19 protein-coding genes are annotated in these 17,951 nt (G+C 57.2%); 5 read left to right on the forward strand and 14 right to left on the reverse strand.

Going from position 1 to position 17,951, the window contains the following annotated elements; genetic code table 11:
* The 3 genes from D8780_RS00005 to D8780_RS00015 form a co-directional block, all read left to right on the forward strand.
* The coding region (locus D8780_RS00005) for a helix-turn-helix domain-containing protein (protein ID WP_147440250.1) at window positions 1-288 on the forward strand (288 nt) is incomplete at its 5' end.
* A 560-nt stretch (window positions 289-848) separates the two neighbouring features.
* Complete coding sequence (locus D8780_RS00010) at window positions 849-2,480, forward strand: carboxylesterase/lipase family protein (protein WP_121643796.1); 1,632 nt, start codon at window positions 849-851, stop codon at window positions 2,478-2,480.
* Window positions 2,481-2,803: 323 nt separating this feature from the next.
* Window positions 2,804-4,015 carry a helix-turn-helix domain-containing protein gene (locus D8780_RS00015; protein ID WP_121643797.1) on the forward strand — a complete coding sequence of 404 codons (1,212 nt, stop codon included), beginning with the start codon at window positions 2,804-2,806 and terminating at the stop codon, window positions 4,013-4,015.
* A gap of 41 nt (window positions 4,016-4,056) precedes the next feature.
* Here the strand turns inward: D8780_RS00015 and D8780_RS00020 are convergent, their stop codons facing one another.
* From D8780_RS00020 to D8780_RS00060, 9 genes are all read right to left on the reverse strand, one after another.
* On the reverse strand, window positions 4,057-4,788 hold the full coding sequence (locus D8780_RS00020; RefSeq protein WP_121643798.1) for an SDR family NAD(P)-dependent oxidoreductase: 732 nt from the start codon (window positions 4,786-4,788) through the stop codon (window positions 4,057-4,059).
* Window positions 4,785-6,107, reverse strand: a complete 1,323-nt coding sequence (locus D8780_RS00025) for a spinster family MFS transporter (protein ID WP_199699529.1) — start codon at window positions 6,105-6,107, stop codon at window positions 4,785-4,787. The genes D8780_RS00020 and D8780_RS00025 overlap by 4 nt, the downstream gene beginning before the upstream one ends.
* An 85-nt stretch (window positions 6,108-6,192) precedes the next feature.
* On the reverse strand, window positions 6,193-7,041 hold the full coding sequence (locus tag D8780_RS00030) for an SDR family NAD(P)-dependent oxidoreductase (RefSeq protein WP_121643799.1): 849 nt from the start codon (window positions 7,039-7,041) through the stop codon (window positions 6,193-6,195).
* Window positions 7,038-7,937, reverse strand: a complete 900-nt coding sequence (locus D8780_RS00035) for an alpha/beta fold hydrolase (protein ID WP_121643800.1) — start codon at window positions 7,935-7,937, stop codon at window positions 7,038-7,040. The genes D8780_RS00030 and D8780_RS00035 overlap by 4 nt, the downstream gene beginning before the upstream one ends.
* Window positions 7,934-9,436: a flavin-containing monooxygenase gene (locus tag D8780_RS00040; protein ID WP_199699530.1), complete on the reverse strand. Its 1,503-nt coding sequence runs from the start codon at window positions 9,434-9,436 to the stop codon at window positions 7,934-7,936. The genes D8780_RS00035 and D8780_RS00040 overlap by 4 nt, the downstream gene beginning before the upstream one ends.
* Before the next feature lie 605 nt (window positions 9,437-10,041).
* Window positions 10,042-10,371 carry a Rap1a/Tai family immunity protein gene (locus D8780_RS00045; RefSeq protein WP_121643801.1) on the reverse strand — a complete coding sequence of 110 codons (330 nt, stop codon included), beginning with the start codon at window positions 10,369-10,371 and terminating at the stop codon, window positions 10,042-10,044.
* Window positions 10,372-10,511: 140 nt separating this feature from the next.
* Window positions 10,512-10,946: a superinfection immunity protein gene (locus D8780_RS00050; protein WP_199699531.1), complete on the reverse strand. Its 435-nt coding sequence runs from the start codon at window positions 10,944-10,946 to the stop codon at window positions 10,512-10,514.
* Window positions 10,947-10,963: 17 nt separating this feature from the next.
* Window positions 10,964-11,488, reverse strand: a complete 525-nt coding sequence (locus tag D8780_RS00055) for a DUF805 domain-containing protein (protein WP_199699532.1) — start codon at window positions 11,486-11,488, stop codon at window positions 10,964-10,966.
* Between the two features lie 64 nt (window positions 11,489-11,552).
* Window positions 11,553-11,966, reverse strand: coding sequence for a hypothetical protein (locus D8780_RS00060; RefSeq protein ID WP_147440251.1), 414 nt, complete (start codon window positions 11,964-11,966; stop codon window positions 11,553-11,555).
* 99 nt (window positions 11,967-12,065) lie between these two features.
* Here D8780_RS00060 and D8780_RS00065 point away from each other — a divergent pair, with 99 nt between their 5' ends.
* A complete protein-coding gene (locus D8780_RS00065; RefSeq protein ID WP_121643803.1) occupies window positions 12,066-12,341 on the forward strand; it encodes a helix-turn-helix domain-containing protein in 276 nt (91 codons plus the stop codon).
* Between the two features lie 98 nt (window positions 12,342-12,439).
* Here D8780_RS00065 and D8780_RS00070 read toward each other — a convergent pair whose 3' ends face one another.
* The 3 genes from D8780_RS00070 to D8780_RS00080 form a co-directional block, all read right to left on the reverse strand.
* The gene (locus tag D8780_RS00070) at window positions 12,440-12,799 is read right to left on the reverse strand and encodes a DUF3768 domain-containing protein (RefSeq protein ID WP_245412201.1); all 360 of its coding nucleotides are present in this window, start codon (window positions 12,797-12,799) and stop codon (window positions 12,440-12,442) included.
* A gap of 19 nt (window positions 12,800-12,818) precedes the next feature.
* Window positions 12,819-13,409 carry a tudor domain-containing protein gene (locus tag D8780_RS00075; RefSeq protein ID WP_121643804.1) on the reverse strand — a complete coding sequence of 197 codons (591 nt, stop codon included), beginning with the start codon at window positions 13,407-13,409 and terminating at the stop codon, window positions 12,819-12,821.
* A gap of 193 nt (window positions 13,410-13,602) precedes the next feature.
* Entirely contained in the window at window positions 13,603-14,616 is a 1,014-nt protein-coding gene (locus tag D8780_RS00080; RefSeq protein WP_121643805.1) for a hypothetical protein, read from the reverse strand.
* Between the two features lie 298 nt (window positions 14,617-14,914).
* Here D8780_RS00080 and D8780_RS00085 point away from each other — a divergent pair, with 298 nt between their 5' ends.
* Window positions 14,915-15,655: a hypothetical protein gene (locus tag D8780_RS00085; RefSeq protein WP_147440252.1), complete on the forward strand. Its 741-nt coding sequence runs from the start codon at window positions 14,915-14,917 to the stop codon at window positions 15,653-15,655.
* 86 nt (window positions 15,656-15,741) lie between these two features.
* Here the strand turns inward: D8780_RS00085 and D8780_RS00090 are convergent, their stop codons facing one another.
* Entirely contained in the window at window positions 15,742-16,419 is a 678-nt protein-coding gene (locus D8780_RS00090) for a hypothetical protein (RefSeq protein ID WP_121643807.1), read from the reverse strand.
* Between the two features lie 236 nt (window positions 16,420-16,655).
* Complete coding sequence (locus D8780_RS00095) at window positions 16,656-17,678, reverse strand: helix-turn-helix domain-containing protein (RefSeq protein ID WP_147440253.1); 1,023 nt, start codon at window positions 17,676-17,678, stop codon at window positions 16,656-16,658.
* Window positions 17,679-17,951 lie beyond the last annotated feature (273 nt).

The following is a 17,951-nucleotide window of genomic DNA, read 5'->3' on the forward strand; positions in this document are numbered from 1 at the left end:
GTTACCGTTCTGGATCCCCACGTTTCCACCCGGGGCGAAATGGGCCATGTGATCCTGACCGTGCTCGGCATGGTTGCACAAATGGAGCGTCGTTTCATTAAGGAGCGTCAGCGTGAGGGCATCGAACGCGCCAGGGCGAACGGCACCTATAAGGGCGGCAAGCGCCGTATCAACCGTACTAAAGTGCTGAAGCTACACGAAGCCGGCGAACAGGTGTCAGCAATCGCTCGCCATGTTGGCTGTTCGCGAATGCAGGTCTACCGCATCATAAATGACAACAGCACCTAAGCTTACGCGAAGGATGCAGACGAAACAGCATTTTTTGGCCGGAAGCGGACAGGCGGCTTAGGGCCTTTCCGGTTCCGATCCAACGATCGCCTTTTCGGATCGCAAGTGGGAGGCCTAGAAGCTGCCGTAGTGAAAGAAACCGGTAGGCGCTATAAGTTAGGATAACGATTCGATCCTGTGCGTCGGTTTTCAGCGAAGCTTTCTGGTGTTTGATCTGAACACGCTAATTCCCCTCCGCCTCGCGTGGCACGCTTTATAAGCTTTCCTCAGTACTCATATGCTTCTTTTCACATCCGCTTGAACTACAAAATCTATCGGTCACCTCGACGGTGCCTTGTCATTATAAGCGCTACTTTCCTACTGCGCCATTTCCACAAGTCTACAATTGGTTCGATGAACGGCCGCGCCGTACATTTACGTCCCGTTGAGGCCGCACCTAAGGGCGGAGGGAGCCAAAGGCTTGCAAGTTTGGTGACGGATAAGCTTACGCATGCAGGCCGCTCGCAGGATCGCCTTAGCAGGCTTACCTTCATCCGTAAGAAAATGGTAGCCTGCGCCTCATGACCGAAACAGTTCGCAAACCTATCGAAGAAAGCCAAAGGCAGCGTTGGCGGCGCTTCTTTTTAGCTCTGTCGTGGTCGATTGGCCTCTCCGCCTGTGCCGCTCCTGGCGCGGTCCATCACATCGTCAAGTCGGATGCAGCACAACATCACGAGGTTACAACCGATCGAGGCGTCATACGAGGCACGTCTGCACCAGAGGGCAGCGCCTTTCTTGGCATTCCATTCTCGGCACCGCCCGTCGGGCCATTACGCTTCGCCCCGCCGCAACCTGCCGCTGCATGGGCGGGTGTGCGTGATGCGACCAAGCTTCGTGCATCCTGTCCGCAGTTGGTGCCCGCGCGAGAGAAGTCGGAAGATTGTCTTTATCTCAATGTCTACACTCCGGCCGACATCAAGGCAGGAGACAGGTTGCCAGTACTGGTCTGGCTTTACGGCGGCGGCCTCAGTTTCGGATCAAACGAGCAGTATGACGGGAGCCGTCTCGCCCAGCGGCGGAATGTCGTGGTGGTTGTGCCGAATTACCGTCTCGGTGCGCTGGGTTTCTTCGCACACCCCTTACTGCGCGGACCGGACGAAGGAAATTACGGGCTACTCGATCAGCGCGCGGCGCTGGAATGGGTGCAGCGCAATATCGAACCGTTCGGCGGTGATCCAAGCCGCGTCACCCTGTTTGGCGAATCCGCCGGCGCGACCAGCGCCTGCACGCATATGGTCTCGCCCGGAAGCCGCGGTTTGTTCCACCGCATCATCCTGCAATCCGATACTTGCATCTTTCCCGAACAATGGATTTCGCGCGCTGGCGCTGAAGCAGGCGGCATTGCGATGGCGCGCGATCTTGGCTGCAATGGAGCCGATGCGCTGACCTGTCTGCGCGATCTGCCGGTTGGCGAGCTTGTAAAGGCCAAAAGCCACCGCTGGGGCAATGTCGGACGCGACAGCTGGTCGCCCATGGTGGGTGGCGAGGTGTTGCCGGACAAGCCACGCACTCTTTTCGCGCGCGGCCAGGATGCGCCGGTACCGCTGCTGATGGGCAGCAATAGGGATGAGGGGCGATTGTTCGCCAACCTTCTCTCGTTGACGCTCGCCTGGACGAGCCGCAAAGGCTACGAACGTGAGGTGGGCCGGGCCATCCGGTCCGATATTCTGGACGAGGTGCTCGGCGAATACGCCGATGAGGCGGAGCGATCCTATTATCACGCCTACGCCGATATCATCACAGACTCTCGTTTCGCCTGCCCAATGCTGTCGATGCACCGGCTGCGAGCGGGACGCGCGGCGGATTACGTTTACGAGTTCGACGACCCGAACGCACGTAGTGCAGCGCCGCGCGTCCCGTTCACCCCGTCGCAGGGTTCATATCACGCAGCCGAGCTGCCTTATGTGTTCGGACACCGGTTCCTGTTCGCAAGCCCCGACGACTGGTCTGCCGAGCAGGCCGAATTGTCGGATCGTATTCAGCGCTACTGGACGGCTTTCGCCGCAAGCGGTCAACCTGATGTGGATGGCTTAGCGGACTGGCCCACCTTCGACAGCGAAAATCCGCTACGCCTGTCCCCGGAAGGCGAAAGCCTAATTATTGACTTCGCCGCCCGCCACCGGTGCGAATTCTGGAACAGTATGGGATACTGAGGGCCGTCTCAGAATTGCCGAGGGCCGCGGTATCTAACCATCCGTGCATTCGTTACGCTGAATCTTGGCCGATAGCAGAAGGTCGGCTTTTGGATGTCACCGGCGGGAAACTGCCATTCCGGTTCGGATTCTCCTGAGCCATTTCCCAACCATCGCCGCGGCTCTATGATAATGCCGACTACTTCCGCACCCATTGAAGACTGAGACGCCTCGTGGAAAGATGAAGCGCGTCCTTAGCAGTGAGCCGTAGAGAGACCTCTCGCCGGAATGGCCAGTGCGTCGCCTGACGACAAGTCAGTCGGTTCTGCGTTATATTCAAAGCCATGTCTGCCGATCCCGAACGCGTTCAGTTTCTTATCCGCCAAGCGGCGACTTTCGCCAGGGAGGCCGGCCCGGTTCATCGCGCGATCGATGCCGAAGTGCTGAAGGCCATCGGTTTGGCCGATGATCCGGTTCTTGCGCGTCGGATCCGGCACGGCAACCGCATGAATCTTGAGCAATGGTTGACGCAGACGATCCTGGAGCCCGATCGCATTCCACTATACGAGCCGACACCCGAGATTCTCCGTGCCATACGCGAGAATGCGCGCACGGGATGGGGCGAAGTTGCGCTCGAAGCCTTTCGCGCAGGTGCCGCCTTCGCCTGGTCGGAATGGATGACCATCGTTTTCGGCCTGACGGATGACAGCGAAGAGATCCGCGCTGTCCTGGAGTTCTCGCATCGATCGATGACGAGCTTTGTCGCCGACGCTGCAACGGCGATCAGGGCGGAGAACACGAGGGGCCTTGCGGAAACGGCGGAAGGCTCATCATCCGAGCGCCGTCGGCTCGTGCAACGCGTCCTATCCGGCGATCCGGTCGATCCGATGCTGGATGGTCGCAGACTCGGCTACCGATTTGATCGTACGCATCAGGCCATCATCCTCTGGTCTGTCGCGCCAAATATCGAACCGGCCCAACTGGACCTGGTGGTCGACGAGTTGGGACGATCGAATCCCGAAGCGGCAATCCTGGCAATCATCGAGGATCGTCATCGGCGCTGGATTTGGATGACCCAGCCGATCTCAACGGATCGGGCCGCAGCGATCTGCCCGGAAGATTGCCGTATGGTTCTAGGCGAGCCGCGGCGGGGGCTGGATGGATTCCGACGCACACATGAGGATGCGAAGATCGCACAACGCATGTTGGCCGGTGCGGCCGCGTCTCGAAGGGTCACGCGATACGCAGATGTGCGGATGATCGCGATGCTCTCCGCCGATGATGAGAAATCTCAAAGCTTCGTGACCGAAGTCTTGGGATCGTTCCGCTTTGCGCCCGAAAACCTGCAGGAAACGTTACGTGTTCATCTTCACGAGGGTGAGAACGCGAGCCGGACGGCCCAATTGCTTTCGATCCACCGAAACACGGTTATACGCCATCTCGCCGTGGCCGAGGACCAGTTGCCACGAAAGCTCTCAGAGGCGAGGATCGAGATTGCCGCTGCCCTTGAAATGCTGCTCTGGCTGCCCGACGCCGCAAAGAACGACAAGCGGTAGCGGGTTGAGAACTGGAGGTCGCCAGGCGCTGAACAGCTCGATCAGATCGTGACGCCACCACATACGAACAGGGTCTGTCCCGTCACGAAACTCGTTCGATCGTCGCAGAAGAAGCTGACGGCGTTGGCAACGTCTTCAGGCGTTCCCATGCGCCCAATTGGTATGCCCTCGATCATGTCGCGCGTTTGCGGAGCTTCCGGCCTGTTGTTTTCCCAGAAGGCCGTGGTCCCGATCGGACCGGGCGCGACGCAGTTCACAGTGATTCTCGCCGGCGCGAGTTCGAGCGCCCATCCTCTTGCCATTGCTTCCGCCGCACCCTTCGTCGCCGCATAGAGCGTTCGGGCCTTTTTGCCGAGGACGACGCGGCTGGTGTTGAAGACGATGCGGCCATTGCCGTACCGTTTCAATGCCGGCAGAGCGGCGCGCGCGGCGACAATTGATGATCGTAGATTGAGATGAAACAGGCGGTCGAAATCATCGAGGTCGACGTCCTCAAGAAGTGCCGGCTTGACAATACCGACATTGTTCACCAGCGCACCGAGACCGTGTCTATCGGCAATGCGAGACACCTCGTTTCGGGTGGCGGCGGTGTCGGAGAGATCGATCTTCGTCGCGTCGGAGCGTAGCGAAACGTCCTCAGGAACCTCCGTGTCGAGAACGAAAACGCGCCAGCCATCGGCTTGAAGGCGCGTCGCGATCGCCTGACCGATATTTCGCGCACCGCCCGTCACGATCGCGCAGCGGTTCGGCGACGTATCATCTACGGTTATCATCGACGGTGGTCCTTCGGATACCGCAGCGACGCGATCAACAGGAAGAGCCCCGTGCCGAGCGACAGCGCCGGTATCATGAACAGGGAGCCGTGGAGACCGATGGCGCGGAACGCTTCGGTCATTTCCGGCGCGTTCGCGGCCAACTGCGCACGTTCCGCCAGATGATCCGAAAGCATGCCAGAGGCGACGGATCCGTAAGCCGCACCGAAGATATAGAAAAGGAAGAAGAAGATGGCGACGCCGGTCGCCCGTAAAGACGGCGGCAGGACATCGTGGATCGTCGGGTTGGCCGTGGAATAGAAAGCATATTGAAGGAACCAGCCGATAGCGAAAAGTGCGACAAAGCTGATGACAGCGTCGGAAGGTTGCGACATCGCCGCGAAAGTCAGGCCTGCCGAGACGATCATGCAGCCGACGCCGAAGAGCAGCCGTCCACGTATGAAGGCCATATGCAAGCGGTCCGCGAGCCAGCCGCAGATTGGTAATCCGATAAGACCGGAAACGCCGATGATGACACCGACCGAGATGCCGGCCATGGTTAGCGACAGGCCGAAATAGCGCTGCAGGTTCGGCACCATGAATGTGGTGACCGCGTAGCTGGAGAAATTGAAGGTGATACCCGCAGCGCTCAGCCACCACATCGTCGGGACCGACAGAACGGCGCGGATCGGTTTGTCGGTGGTCTGAATCGCCAGCTCCGGCGTATCGGAGTAGCCGCGTGCCGGCTCACGCATCCTGAGCACCCAAACCGCGACAAGAATGCCTGGCACCATGGCGATGAAGAACGCGGCGCGCCAGGTTCCGAAGAAGGCCACGATGGCGCCGGTCGAGAAGAATGCAACGATGATTCCCGCAGGCAGACCCATCATGAAGAGACTGGTGGCCTTTGAACGACCTTCGGAGGGATAGCAGTCTGCGATCAGAGCGTTTGCCGCCGGCGCGAAGGCGGCCTCGCCGATGCCGACACCGATCCGGACGGCCATCAATGTCGCGAAGCTGCCCGCGAGGCCGGTCGCGCCGGTCATCAGTGACCAGATGGCAAGACCGATGGCAATAATCCATTTTCTCGAGAGGCGATCGGCAAGACGGCCGAGAGGCAATCCGGCAATAGCGTAGACGACGGTGAAGGCGGAGCCGACCAACCCGATCTGTGTATCGCTCAGACCGAATTCCAAGCGGATCGGCTCAGCGAGAACGGCGGGCAGCGCTCTGTCGAAGAAGTTGAGAAAATTCGCGGTGAACAGCAAAGCGAGGACGCCACCCGCTCCCTCCGCCACCCGGGTCGTTCGCGTCGATTGCATGCGCTCGATCGTGGTCATGACATCCTCCCAGTGCCTGCCCCATGCACCGCACTCCCGAAGCGGCCATGAGGTTACGTTTAGGCGCCCCCTTTGGCCGAAGCGGCTACCCGAAAACCTCGCGAAGTTTCTTCGTAACGATGGGAATGTAGCCAGAGGGCATCAGCCGGACGAGATAATCGAGGCGTTTTGCCTTCGAGGTCAGGATGATCCGCCTTCTGCCGCGCTCCATTCCGTCCAAAATTTCTGCTGCCGCCTTTTCCGGCGGCATCGTCAGAAGTTTTTCCTGATAGACCTTCAAACGCCGTCTCGCAGCAGCCTGTTTATCGGCCGGTAGTTGGTCGATCTCCGAAGCTTTCCGCGACGCGATATTGGTCGCAACACCGCCGGGGTGAACCACCGTCACTTCTACCGGGTGGCCATCATAAAGCATCTCCTGGCGGATCGCTTCGGTCAGGCCGCGCACGGCGAACTTTGACGTGACGTAGGGTGACATGTGCGGCTGAGCCATAAAGCCATTCAGGCTCGAAATCGTGACCAGATGGCCCTCGCCGCTGGCGATGAGATGGGGCAGGAAAACGCGGGTGCCGTTCACCACGCCATCCAGATTGACCGATATGACCCTGTCGAACTGCTCTGCCGGCATCTCGACGAAAGGGTCGTTGCGAGAGGCGATGCCCGCATTGTTGAAGAGTTGATTGACCCTTCCGAAAGCGGCGACTACGCGTTCCGAATAGGCCGAAAAGGCTGCACGGTCGGTGACATCGAGACGATCGGCAATAACGTCCGCGCCATTGTCACGAGCCATATTCGCCGTCGCTTCGACCGGCCCTTCCTCTATATCGCTGATCGCGAGCTTGGCGCCACGCTGGGCAAGGCCGAGAGATAACGCGCGACCAATGCCACTACCGGCACCGGTGACGACCGCAACGCGGTCGCGAAAGATATTGCTCATGGCTGCTCCGCCTTGCAGGATTTGACGTGGGATAGGATGAGTTCGGCCAATCTTGGTGCAACCGCTGGCGGGAGTTCATGGCCCATGCCCTCGATTGTAACGTGCCGCGCATTCGGGATCGCCGCAGCCGTGGCCCTGCCACCTGACGGGTGCACGAGAGAGTCGCGGTCGCCATGGATCACCAGCGTCGGCGCATCAATGGTCTTCAGTTCCCTCGTCCGGTCGCCGGAAGCGAAGATGGCCGCCAATTGCCGCGCCGTGCCGCGATATTGCGTCGGACCGCCCCGTTCCCAAGCATCGGAAATGAGTTTTCGTCTGGCCGCCGGCTCGGCCGGGAAACCCTTGCCGCCGATCAGATCCGACATGGTCACGCGGTGCTCGATGAAGGTGTCGCGGTCACGTGCCGCCTTCTTGGACATCTGCCAAGCCACGCGAAAGGAGGGCTGGCCGACGCGCCGTGCGCCGGTCGTCGAGAAGATCGATGTTAATGACAACACCCGTTCAGGCGCCTTTACCGCAGTGACCTGCGCGATCATGCCGCCGAGCGACATGCCGACGAAATGCGCCCTGTCGATCCCCATATGGTCCATCAGGGCCAGCATATCGTCGGACATATCGTCCAGCGTGTAAGCGTCTTTAGGCGCTTTTCGAAAGATCATTTCCCGCAGGTTCGGGCCGCGGCCGGTCACGTAGGACGAGCGACCTGAATCGCGATTGTCGAAGGTGATGACGCGATGGCCGCCGGCGATCAGCGCGGAGATCAATTCGCGCGGCCAGTGTATCAGCTGGAAACTTAGGCCGATGATAAGGACGATCGGCTCGCCGCTGCCTTCATCGCGATAGCAGATATCGATGCCGTTCGGTAGTTTCGCGAATTCATCCCTATCTGCATTCATTGCGCAGCATCCGAAAATGGTGCCGGCGACGGTTCGAGATGCAGTTCCGGCCCGATGACCGCGCCACGCTTCATCATCTTGGCGTCTTCGCGATAGTTAAACGTCATCTCCCAGGGATAGGTGTCGCCCTGCCGCGGCAGGATGTCGATCGAACGCTGCACGTAGCCTGCCTGGAAGTCGAGCAGCGGCCGCGTTTTCATTTGCCTGTCGGGACGTTCGGGATAACAGATACCCATGCCGCGCTCGTCCATCTCGGCGAGGAGACGGCAGAAATATTCGCAAAGAAGGCCGACTTTCAGCGTCCACGACGAATTCGTATAGCCGATCGAGAACGCGAAGTTTGGAATGTTGTCGAGCATCATTCCCTTGTAGATGAGATGGTCAGGCCAATGCACAGCCTTGCCGTCGACGGCATATTCCGCGCCGCCCATCAGTTTCAGGTTGAGGCCTGTTGCCGTGACGATGATGTCGGCATCGACATGGCTGCCGTCCTCCATCGCAATTCCAGACTCATCGAAACGGGCGATCTTGCCCGTCACGATCGAGCAGCTTCCATCTTCAAGCCGTTTGAAGAGGTCAGCACCCGGGACGAAGCAAAGTCGCTGATCCCAAGGATCGTAAGGCGGATTGAAGTGGGTATCGATCGGGTAGTCTTCCGGAAGATATTTGACATTTAACTTGCGCACGAAATTTCGCATCCAGTTCGGAAACCGCCGCGAAATGCGCCAGAAGACCGACTGGCGCATAATATTCTTTGTGCGAAGCGTGCGGTGGATCCGGTCGGCCGAAAGGAAAGGACGCAACCACCTCAGCCAAGGGTCTTGCGTGGGCAGCGGCAGGACGTAGGTGGGCGTGCGCTGCACCTGCGTGACATGCGCGGCCTTTTCCGAAAGCGCCGGCAGAAGCGTCACTGCTGTCGCGCCCGAACCGATCACAGCTATGCGCTTGTCGGTATAATCCAGATCGTCCGGCCAGGACTGCGGATGGATGATTGGTCCGTCGAAGCTACCTTCCTGGGCGAATTCTGGACGGTAACCCTGGTCGTAATCGTAATAGCCCGTCGCCGAAAATATCCAGCGCGCCCGCCAGGTCTCGCGTTCGCCCGTACCGGTCCGTTCCGTCGTGACCGTCCACAATGCTTCTTCGGACGACCAGTCGCAGGCGATGACCTTTCGCCCGAAGCGGATACGCTCGCGAACATCGTATTCGTCGGCGGTCTCCGCGATGTAGGACTTGATCTCTTCCGCTGGTGCTATCGACTTGTCGCTCTTCCACGGCTTGAATTCGTAGCTGAACGTGTAGAGATCCGAATCCGACCGGATGCCCGGATAGCGAAAAAGGTCCCACGTGCCGCCCAGATCGTCGCGCATCTCCAGGATCTGATAGGATTTGCCGGGAAGCTTCCGGTGCAGATACGCGGCACAACCAATGCCGGACAACCCGGCACCGAAAATGACGACGTCCGTGACCTCGTACTGCAAATCCGTCGTGCGCATCATTCGAACATCCTCCCAAGCGGAGTATGGCGAATGACGAACGCGATCGAAGATGCAGTTTGAACAATTTTTACTTTGTTATGCGACTTACTGCATCACCTCCCGGTCGGGAATTCGGTTCTTTCGTCCGTTTATAGAGCTCTCAACAACATCGCTGATCGACGATCAAGGGCTCATTCTGTCCAGTTGGACCAACAATTTCACTTTCTGGGTAACCTAGAGCAGCAAGAACTAGCAGATCGGAACCTCTCGTTCAGGCACCAGCGCTAGGCCATTCCTTCGAAGTGGCTGAACGATCGAAGGCTTAATCCACTTGTCACCCCGAAGCGGAATAACCGGATCGTCCGAACGTACCCTAATTCGCACTTGAAAAGCCAATGTCCGCTTTTAGGCGTTTGGGAATTACCATCTAACGACCGGGATGGGCGCATTGCCGACGAAATGTCGAGGCTACCTAGGCGTCTGCTGACCAGCATCGCTACTCAGAGGCCGTTGGGCATATATCCACCCCATTTCAGTCGTTCGCAGAGGGTTACGCAGGCCATCGAACGACCGCCTGCGTAAGATATGATCATTCACGGAATAGCGAGATTGAAGGCGCACTGCGGTCACTGATGGCAGGTCCAAGCCTCCGCAAGAGCTAATCCTATCAATGCGGCGGCCGGACGATGTCGTTCCGCAGGATTGTCCGCGAGCCAGGACATCGTGATGTCGAAGACTTGCGCCATGGTTGAGGTTGATGGACGGCAAATATTCGTCAGGTGCGGCGCAACCATTTCCAATGCATCCGCAACGCCCGTCACATACGCTAGGCAGGTGGGATCTTCGATTGTGCAGTGGGGGTGCAGATCGTTGCCATGAACGCTGGCAAGAACCGTTGCCGCGCCTGCACCCTCCACCGACACAAGCGTAGCCAAGGCGAATATGGTTGCTCGCAATGAGTATTTCTCCTGTATCCCCTAAAGGCGACCGATGTGCACGGAAGCTGAATGTTCATTAAGCTTTTAACGACGGCATTTTGGACCTTCAATCGTTAAAGGTAGGAATGGGCCGCACAGTGGACATTTGCAAGTTCACCTCACGCTCTCATGAGGTCTGCTTTCAGTTGCGTATATTCCTGATCGCTGATCGCGCCTTTGGCTTTTAGCTCAAGCAGGCGTTCGATCTGGTGTGCGAGGCCGGCCTGTGATGCGAATGCTGCCGCGTAAGTTCTAGCTGGAACTCTAGGCTGTGCCGAACGAGCATCGTGGAAAAGCGCTGATCCAACCACATGGGTGTCGTTGCCGAACAGGTTGAGGCCGGATTCGCCGCCATCTCGAAGCGGTCCTTCGCTTCGGTGGAAGCCATGCAGCGACCAGATTAGAGCAATCAGCCAGCCAAGAAGCGTAAAGCCAAACACGACCGTTATGATGAAGATCGCCCAGCGATTGGGGTGCCTGCGGATAAAGGCGATGACGATGGGCGTCACTACAATCATCAACAGGATCACCCCGCCAATCATCATGTCCAGCATGAAGGCGGCATCGTCGCTCAAGCGGGATTTCCCGTTCCGAGCGCTCTTGCCTTCATCGCCGCATATTCGTCTTCGCTGATCGCGCCGCGCTCTTTGAGGCTGGAAAGCCGCTCGAGCTCCGCAACGATATCCGCGCCTCCTCCCCCCTGAGGGTGTCCGTGCGCTGCGGCCGGCATGACGCTTCCCTCGCCATGTGGGTCCACGCCATAGCGGTTCGGCCCTTCCGTGCCGCGGATCAATGCGAAGATGAGCAGAATGAAGATGCCAATACCGGTGAGATAGAGAAGCATCCACCACGCCGAATGATCGGTATCGTGAAGCCGCCGGCTCAAGACGGCGAAGCCGGGAAGAATATGAGCAATAACGAAGAGGATGGTCAGTGGGCCGGGATCTTCGCCAACGGCATCGAACAGCAAAGCGTCCAGAAAGACGGCGACCGCTCCGAAGATGAAATAGAACAGCGCAAAGAGCCAATATTCCGTTCGCGACGCACGTCCGGAAAAGGTGGCGTATTTGCGAATGGCATTGAGGTAAGAACGCATCGGGGTTCTCCAGTTCATCGAGATAGGGAATGGGAAACTCTGGAAGGGCTATCGGCCAGGTCGCTTACCACCGGGCATTGACGTAGAGCTGGTCGTCGAGCGTGGTCTCGACGCTGTAGACGACTTCGCCGGATAGGTTCGAGAAACCGACCAGTCCGATGATTTCTTTGCCCTCGGGATTGTCAGATCCGACCAGATCCATGCTTCCGCTGTAGGTCGCTGCGCATTGCAGGATCGACTGATCGTCGTATCCACGATCACGAATGCCACTGAGCGAGAAGTCGAAGACGAGTTCTCCGCCGTAGATGGCGGGGAAGGCCGCGAAGCGCTGTACGCGCTGGTTCTGCGTGTTAAGCCAGTTCTCTTCCAGAATGTTCAGGACCAGCCGCTCGACGTCTGCGTCGTTGCATTGCGCGGCCCATGCTGCGCCTGAGCTCACCCCGAATGCCATGGCGGCGATCATAAGTCGTCGTTTCAATGGTTCTCCCCTCGCTTCCATGCGGCGTGTCGTTGTTCGATAGTAATACGGGACAGACAGTCCGTCGATACTGAAGCCGCAGAATGATGATCTGCGTGCATGGATGTACGCGCAACAATCGGCTGGAACATGCGGCGGCTACGGGTGGCAAAAGGTCTCAGCCAAGAGCGGCTGGCCCTCGAGGCCGGCATTGACCGGTCATATGTCGGCCGCATCGAGCGCGGTTCGGAGAATGTTACCGTGTCGACGCTCGAGGCGGTCGCCAAACTATTGGAAGTCGAGGTCGCAGACCTGTTCACCACTGTGACCGATGCCGGTAATGAGCAGCCAAGGCTTCCATCGGGCCGTAAGCCAAAGGTGAAGCGGGGCGCGTAGCGGGCCCGCTGGGGCATTTGTGCGCCGCTCGGTCGGCCAAGGGGGGGCGGCACGCCGTCGATGGCGCTGTATGGGCCTGCCAGGCGACGTTGGGCCGATCAGTATTCATCGGCCCGCATGATGGTCAGCACATGCATCGTGAAGGCTGGATCGGCCGGATCCTTCGAGCGATGACGAAGGTCGAGATCGTAGTAGTCGATCTTCCAGAAGTAGCGGGTGCCGTCATGGTCGAACGCGCCGAAATCGTGCTCTTCGAACGGATCATTCTCCGGGTGGAAATCGTCAAACCGCTGCACGGCACGAATGATCGCCACTTGATCGGCATCTGATAATTCCCGCACGCCGACCGTGGTCAGAACCGTGCCGCCGACAAACGTTTGTCTGAACTGATCGTTGAGGCGGCGGATCGCATCGGCCTGTTTCATCACCGCACGATCCGTTTCAGCGTCGTTCGCCATCACCATCTGGTCCATGGCCTCAGGCTGCCTTGCCGGTGATCGGCTGGTCGTGCTTCGGGTGGAGCAGTGCGATATGGCTACGCTTGCGAACCGCCCTGGGTTCGTCGGGATAGTCGCACCATTGCAGGGTCACGAGATCGTTTGGGTGAATGGTGGTGATGACCGCTTCCCACCAGCCGGCATCCTTGCCCTCCCATGCGAGGACCAATCCGCCGATGGAGAGCTTGTCCCAGGATTCGATCAGGACCGTTTCACCGTCGAACGGTTCGGGCGGCTCGTGGGGCTTCAGCAGCTCACGCTCGGCTTCCGGCAAATGGCCGGCCAATTGCTCGAACAGATCGGCCTTCACGAACGGCACGAACGCCTTGCCACTGGCAAAGACCTTGCCCTGCGGCAGCCGCCTGCTTAGCCCTTCGAGTTCTTCACCGGATACCGTAAGGGTCGCCATGCCCATCAGACCGGCAGCCTTCCTGGCTATCTCTTCCTCGCTGGCCCCGAACCATGAGGCATGCGGCTTGGCCTTGTCGTCTCGGCCGAGCACGATGATGCTGGCCAGCCCGTTCGGTTGATTGGCGGAGGTTGCGGCTGGTTTGGCGGATTTATTTGTCATGTCGGTCTCCCAAAGAAAAAGGGCCCGGATGGGGCCCTGTTCGGATCGTTTGAAGATGAGGTCGCACGTGGCGGTGGCGGTCTAACTGACGTCGATGTTGCGATGGTTCGATCATGCCTTTGCCTGCAAGGTTTGCCTGTCGTGCGCCCCGTTCATAGCAAAACACACGCAAAAACGCAATAAGACTCTGATTTCAATGGCTTTTATCGATATTCGACCGACGCAGAGGCCGTCGTTCGCAGAGATCGAAAACCGGGCAGGTTTCGTTGCCGCATCTCCGCGTATCATCGATCCTGTTGCCGTTGCAGATGTCGAAACCGGACTGAGCGCAGAACGACCAGATCGCCTTCTGCACATGGCGCGGGAAAAGCGTCTCTTCGCCGCTGAACGCGTCCGGGTCTCGTTCGCTTAGACGATCCGTCAGATGATCGATGGCGGTCGCGCATCCCCGCTCATCATAGCAACCGGCACCATAGGGATGTTCGAAGCCGAATTGCCGAAGAATGCCCGTGCGGATTAGGAAATTATGAACCAGCGTATCCACGACGATGAGCGACGCGCCGGCTCTGACCCGCATCGCATGTCTCTGATCGGCCAGAAGGACATCGGACAGTGCGAGCGACAGAACCTTATCGGAGACGCCGAACACATGGCTGAGCGGGCGAATCATCGCTTCTTTTGCCTGCTGTCGGTCCGAGAGGTCCGGGCAGGACACGCTGAGACGCTTGTCGATCCAGCCGAGAAGATCATCGTCGCAGACATCACGAACGAAGAGGAAGAAACTGGCGGCCCCCTGACAAAGACGGCCATTGCGAAGATCCATATTCGGAACCGCGCATCCGTCTAGGAGATGCGGATTGCGGCATATCCCTTCGGTCTTCCGGTATCCGCATCCCTCAAAATGCCAATGGCTGGTCAGAAGGTCGCAATCGGAGCCGGATCGAAGAGCCCATGCAATCTCCGCGGTACCCGGCACCGGCGTTTGCTCCAGCAAGGCCGAGACGTTTGCATCCGTCATGCCCTGATACTGAAACGCCGTCAGCAGGTAGCGAAAGAGCGGATCATTGTCGCCATCGGCATGCGCCCTGAGAACCGGCTGCAGCCGTCGACGAAGAGCGATCAACCAGTCGAAAGACTGTAGACCGACGATGCTCTCGACCAGCGTGATCGCGGAGTTGTTCAGCGTCTCTGCGTGTTCGGTCTGCATGGAAACCGAACGATAGCCGGACAGCGATAGCGCTGGTCAAGACCCGTCCCGGCGCTGCGAACGCCACTCCTCCCAAATGCCAATTACCCGCGAAGCGCGAAAACCACCGCGACCGGAACGGTCGGACCCCTCGGTAAAGGGGGGGTGGCAAACGCCGCGACAATCGATGGTTGGAACATCAATGGGAAAGCCCGGATGCAAAAATCACCGTCCAGAAGAAGTACCATGCAGAGGTTTTGAAGACCCCGGCATTTGGCTTCGCCATGTCAAATGAGAGTGTTTGGGATGGATTTAAACAATGGGTTTTGAACCTGAAACAATGAAAACAATGGATACCGATCACATGAAGAACGAACACAATTCACATCAACGACCTCAGCAACAGATTACCCGTTCCTATGGAGAATGGTTGGAATCATATGTCGCAGCTGGGTATGAACCCACTCTCCTGACCTTCATGTTCAGAGAAATTGCCGGTAGCAGAAGCAGGCAGATGCAAGAGATGGAGTCCATTATCACCAAGGTCTACGCTAGTTTCACAACACGTGTTCACCGGCACCCGCCTAAGGATTTAACCAAACGCGCTCTTTGGATCGGCTGCGCGGATTGGCCGGTCCCCAAATCCCTCAGCAAGAAGGACCATTTCCGTAACATTCTTTCAAATGACGGACTTCATTACCATGTCGTCTCGTTGACACCGATGCGGCGCCGCTTTCCTAAGGCGACTGTTGAAGAGCACCTCTTCGATAACCAGGGAGTATACGCACCGCCGAATGAACCGCTGCTTCAGCTTCATGCACGATCCATTGAAGAAGAGGACGTAGCGAAGGCTACGCGATATGCCATGAAATCGCTTGATCGAAACCGGGTGGAATCAGGATACACTCTCGTGCTCCCTCTATCATCGAGCGAGGTCTCCTACTGGAACGAGAAACTGACCATGAAGCCCGGAATGATGAACCGGAAGCAGGCGAGGATTGTTCGGCGCGAAGACCTCAAGGAACAGAGCCGATTGGGGCGGCCGGTAAGATCGAATTAAAGGCGTGAAAAGCCACCGCCGGACGTATTGTCCGGCGGTGGCCGAGTTCTCAAAAATGTCTGTGTCCTAAATCGGATAATCCGATTTTAGACTATCACCTTTTCATAGCTGTGCACCAACAGATGAGCCGTTCCTGCTTCGATATTTTCGAGCGTAACAGTCAATTTCAGGTCCGCGCCTATCTGCTCTGCCTTCAGATCCTCCGCCTCTCTGGCCAATTCCAATTTACATGGCCAGATTAAAGGATGAAACATCTTCTTAACCCTCTCTTCAGCCTCAGCCTGTCGTTTCGCCTCCTTCTTCTGCGCAGCGGCCTCGTCGGCCAACTTTCGGACGCCTCCATTATTCTTGATCCAGTCGGCGATACCTTCTGCCGAATTCCTAGCCTCCAATCGCAATTCGACGGCTCGCCAATAAAGACTCGCTTTATCGCCATGGATGCTATCCCTGAAGATCCATAGCAAAACGAAGCGGACTGCGTCGGGTTGATCGGCAATTTTTGGGCGCCCTCGCTCCATCCCAGCCCAGTAGTTGTCCTCCGTGAAATCACGCCACAACTTGGTATGTTGGGCTAAACGGAGACCTATCGCACAAGCCGCTTCGACTTCTCGGTAGATGCTTTCTCGGAATCCGTTTACAAGACCATCAACTTCAGTCCTGATATTTTCGATGTCACTCCGCACGTCGGAGTATCTCTCGCCAGAAGGAGCAGAGTTGATCCGCCTTTTGAGATGTTTGGGAACGATGATCTGCAGATTACCCATTGTAGTCCTCCTGGTAGGTCTCAATGACAATGTAACCCGCGCCGAGGCAGTAGCTGGCTCTATGCCGACCGCTTCGATGGCCAGACTGTGATCTAGTTTGATAGTCAGACATTCATACTCTCCTTTTTGTCTGCAGGAGAGAGATCGGCACCATACGGCGATATTCGAAGGTCTGTACACTTGCAGACAATGAATATCTGAAGTGAGAACAACGACCTATGATATTTAAGTAATTACTAAATAAAAGTTGCTGGCAGCTCTATTTCGGTCACTGGGATCGGTTCGATGCAATTTGGAAAGATAGGAAGATTTCGCTGAAGATGGGCACGCGGATGCAATCGCAGTTCCAGCTGTTCAGCAGTCCATCTGCTTTTGCTCAAGAAGTCCCGGATAGCTTGATGATCTTCGATGAGGTCGTCCACGAAATCGGCAAAGTCTACGTCCGTAGGATCTAAACGCCACTCTAACTTGGAGTGCCGCTGCTCGACGAAAAGGAAGGGCATTGTAACACCCCTCCGCCTCAGCATCTCGTTGAAAGATGACTTAGAGATCTTCCATCGACCAGATAGTGCGCCACTCGCCAGTGCTTTCCGTCCGAGGGTGAGGCTCGCAAATTTCCTATAATTATTGTCAATTTTCGAGGTCATAAGGTACCAACAGAGATCAACTAGATAATCGCGATGTGTGAAATTGTCACCGATCTCATAACGGTCGGCCTTACTCATGTAAGGCTGCGGCGCGATAGTAGGTTCTGGCTCTATGAATGAAGATGTCGTCAGCCTTAATCCGAAATCGAAGGCCTTCGCAGAAATCGATCTCGTGATAAGATCTAAGTCTTCCTTCGGTATGTCGCTTAGTCTTTTAACGTTAGACTTCTTTAGGTAATATTGTATTATTAAAGATGACGCCATAGGCATGTAAGCCTGTGGTGAAGTAGGTGCTGCCATCCATATCGACATCTCGAGAATAGTCATGACCGTCTGATAGTGATTGGACTGATCTCGATTCCATAAGCGATAAAGCCGCTTTGTCAGCCAATTCTGTTGAGCATCTGCAAGAACGAGCCTGCCAGCCTCGATCTGCTCCTGTTCGCGTCGCCAGCGATAGACTGAGTCATTGCTAAAACCTATCTGAGCGGCCGCCTCGGCTATGGTCATTCCAGAGGCGCGATAGCTTTCAATTCGTTCGAGTAGCTGATCGCGGTCTTCATACTTAGTTTTCGATGGTCGGCGACGCGGTTTCTTCGATTTTCTCATCATCGAATGTCCGTGCTCGCTTCAGAAATACCCAACACTTGAACGCCCATCCTGATCGCAAAACCGCATCTGGTGGCCCGACCATACCCGCGCCGCTTCACCGGTATCTCCGATTGCAATAGTCTTCGGCGACGTTTTCAGATCTAATAGACCAGACGAGCAGCAGCTTGCAAAGTGCTACAATCTAGTGATACAAACCACTCCAGTGGAGTTGCCTCAAGTTATTGAATCATAGTGTCTTTAAGCTGACAGTGCCCGATCCTCTCCTGGGCACCA

Origin of the sequence: Notoacmeibacter ruber (genome assembly GCF_003668555.1) — a bacterium.
Lineage (GTDB): Bacteria > Pseudomonadota > Alphaproteobacteria > Rhizobiales > Rhizobiaceae > Notoacmeibacter > Notoacmeibacter ruber.

What these genes read in the sequence shown, in the direction of transcription:
- D8780_RS00010 (WP_121643796.1), top strand. Translation starts at nt 849, where the DNA reads ATGACCGAAACAGTTCGCAAACCTATCGAAGAAAGCCAAAGGCAGCGT.
- D8780_RS00015 (WP_121643797.1), top strand. Translation starts at nt 2,804, where the DNA reads ATGTCTGCCGATCCCGAACGCGTTCAGTTTCTTATCCGCCAAGCGGCG.
- D8780_RS00020 (WP_121643798.1), bottom strand. Translation starts at nt 4,788, where the DNA reads ATGATAACCGTAGATGATACGTCGCCGAACCGCTGCGCGATCGTGACG.
- D8780_RS00025 (WP_199699529.1), bottom strand. Translation starts at nt 6,107, where the DNA reads ATGACCACGATCGAGCGCATGCAATCGACGCGAACGACCCGGGTGGCG.
- D8780_RS00030 (WP_121643799.1), bottom strand. Translation starts at nt 7,041, where the DNA reads ATGAGCAATATCTTTCGCGACCGCGTTGCGGTCGTCACCGGTGCCGGT.
- D8780_RS00035 (WP_121643800.1), bottom strand. Translation starts at nt 7,937, where the DNA reads ATGAATGCAGATAGGGATGAATTCGCGAAACTACCGAACGGCATCGAT.
- D8780_RS00040 (WP_199699530.1), bottom strand. Translation starts at nt 9,436, where the DNA reads ATGATGCGCACGACGGATTTGCAGTACGAGGTCACGGACGTCGTCATT.
- D8780_RS00050 (WP_199699531.1), bottom strand. Translation starts at nt 10,946, where the DNA reads ATGCTGGACATGATGATTGGCGGGGTGATCCTGTTGATGATTGTAGTG.
- D8780_RS00055 (WP_199699532.1), bottom strand. Translation starts at nt 11,488, where the DNA reads ATGCGTTCTTACCTCAATGCCATTCGCAAATACGCCACCTTTTCCGGA.
- D8780_RS00065 (WP_121643803.1), top strand. Translation starts at nt 12,066, where the DNA reads ATGGATGTACGCGCAACAATCGGCTGGAACATGCGGCGGCTACGGGTG.
- D8780_RS00070 (WP_245412201.1), bottom strand. Translation starts at nt 12,799, where the DNA reads ATGGCGAACGACGCTGAAACGGATCGTGCGGTGATGAAACAGGCCGAT.
- D8780_RS00075 (WP_121643804.1), bottom strand. Translation starts at nt 13,409, where the DNA reads ATGACAAATAAATCCGCCAAACCAGCCGCAACCTCCGCCAATCAACCG.
- D8780_RS00080 (WP_121643805.1), bottom strand. Translation starts at nt 14,616, where the DNA reads ATGCAGACCGAACACGCAGAGACGCTGAACAACTCCGCGATCACGCTG.
- D8780_RS00085 (WP_147440252.1), top strand. Translation starts at nt 14,915, where the DNA reads ATGGGTTTTGAACCTGAAACAATGAAAACAATGGATACCGATCACATG.
- D8780_RS00090 (WP_121643807.1), bottom strand. Translation starts at nt 16,419, where the DNA reads ATGGGTAATCTGCAGATCATCGTTCCCAAACATCTCAAAAGGCGGATC.
- D8780_RS00095 (WP_147440253.1), bottom strand. Translation starts at nt 17,678, where the DNA reads ATGATGAGAAAATCGAAGAAACCGCGTCGCCGACCATCGAAAACTAAG.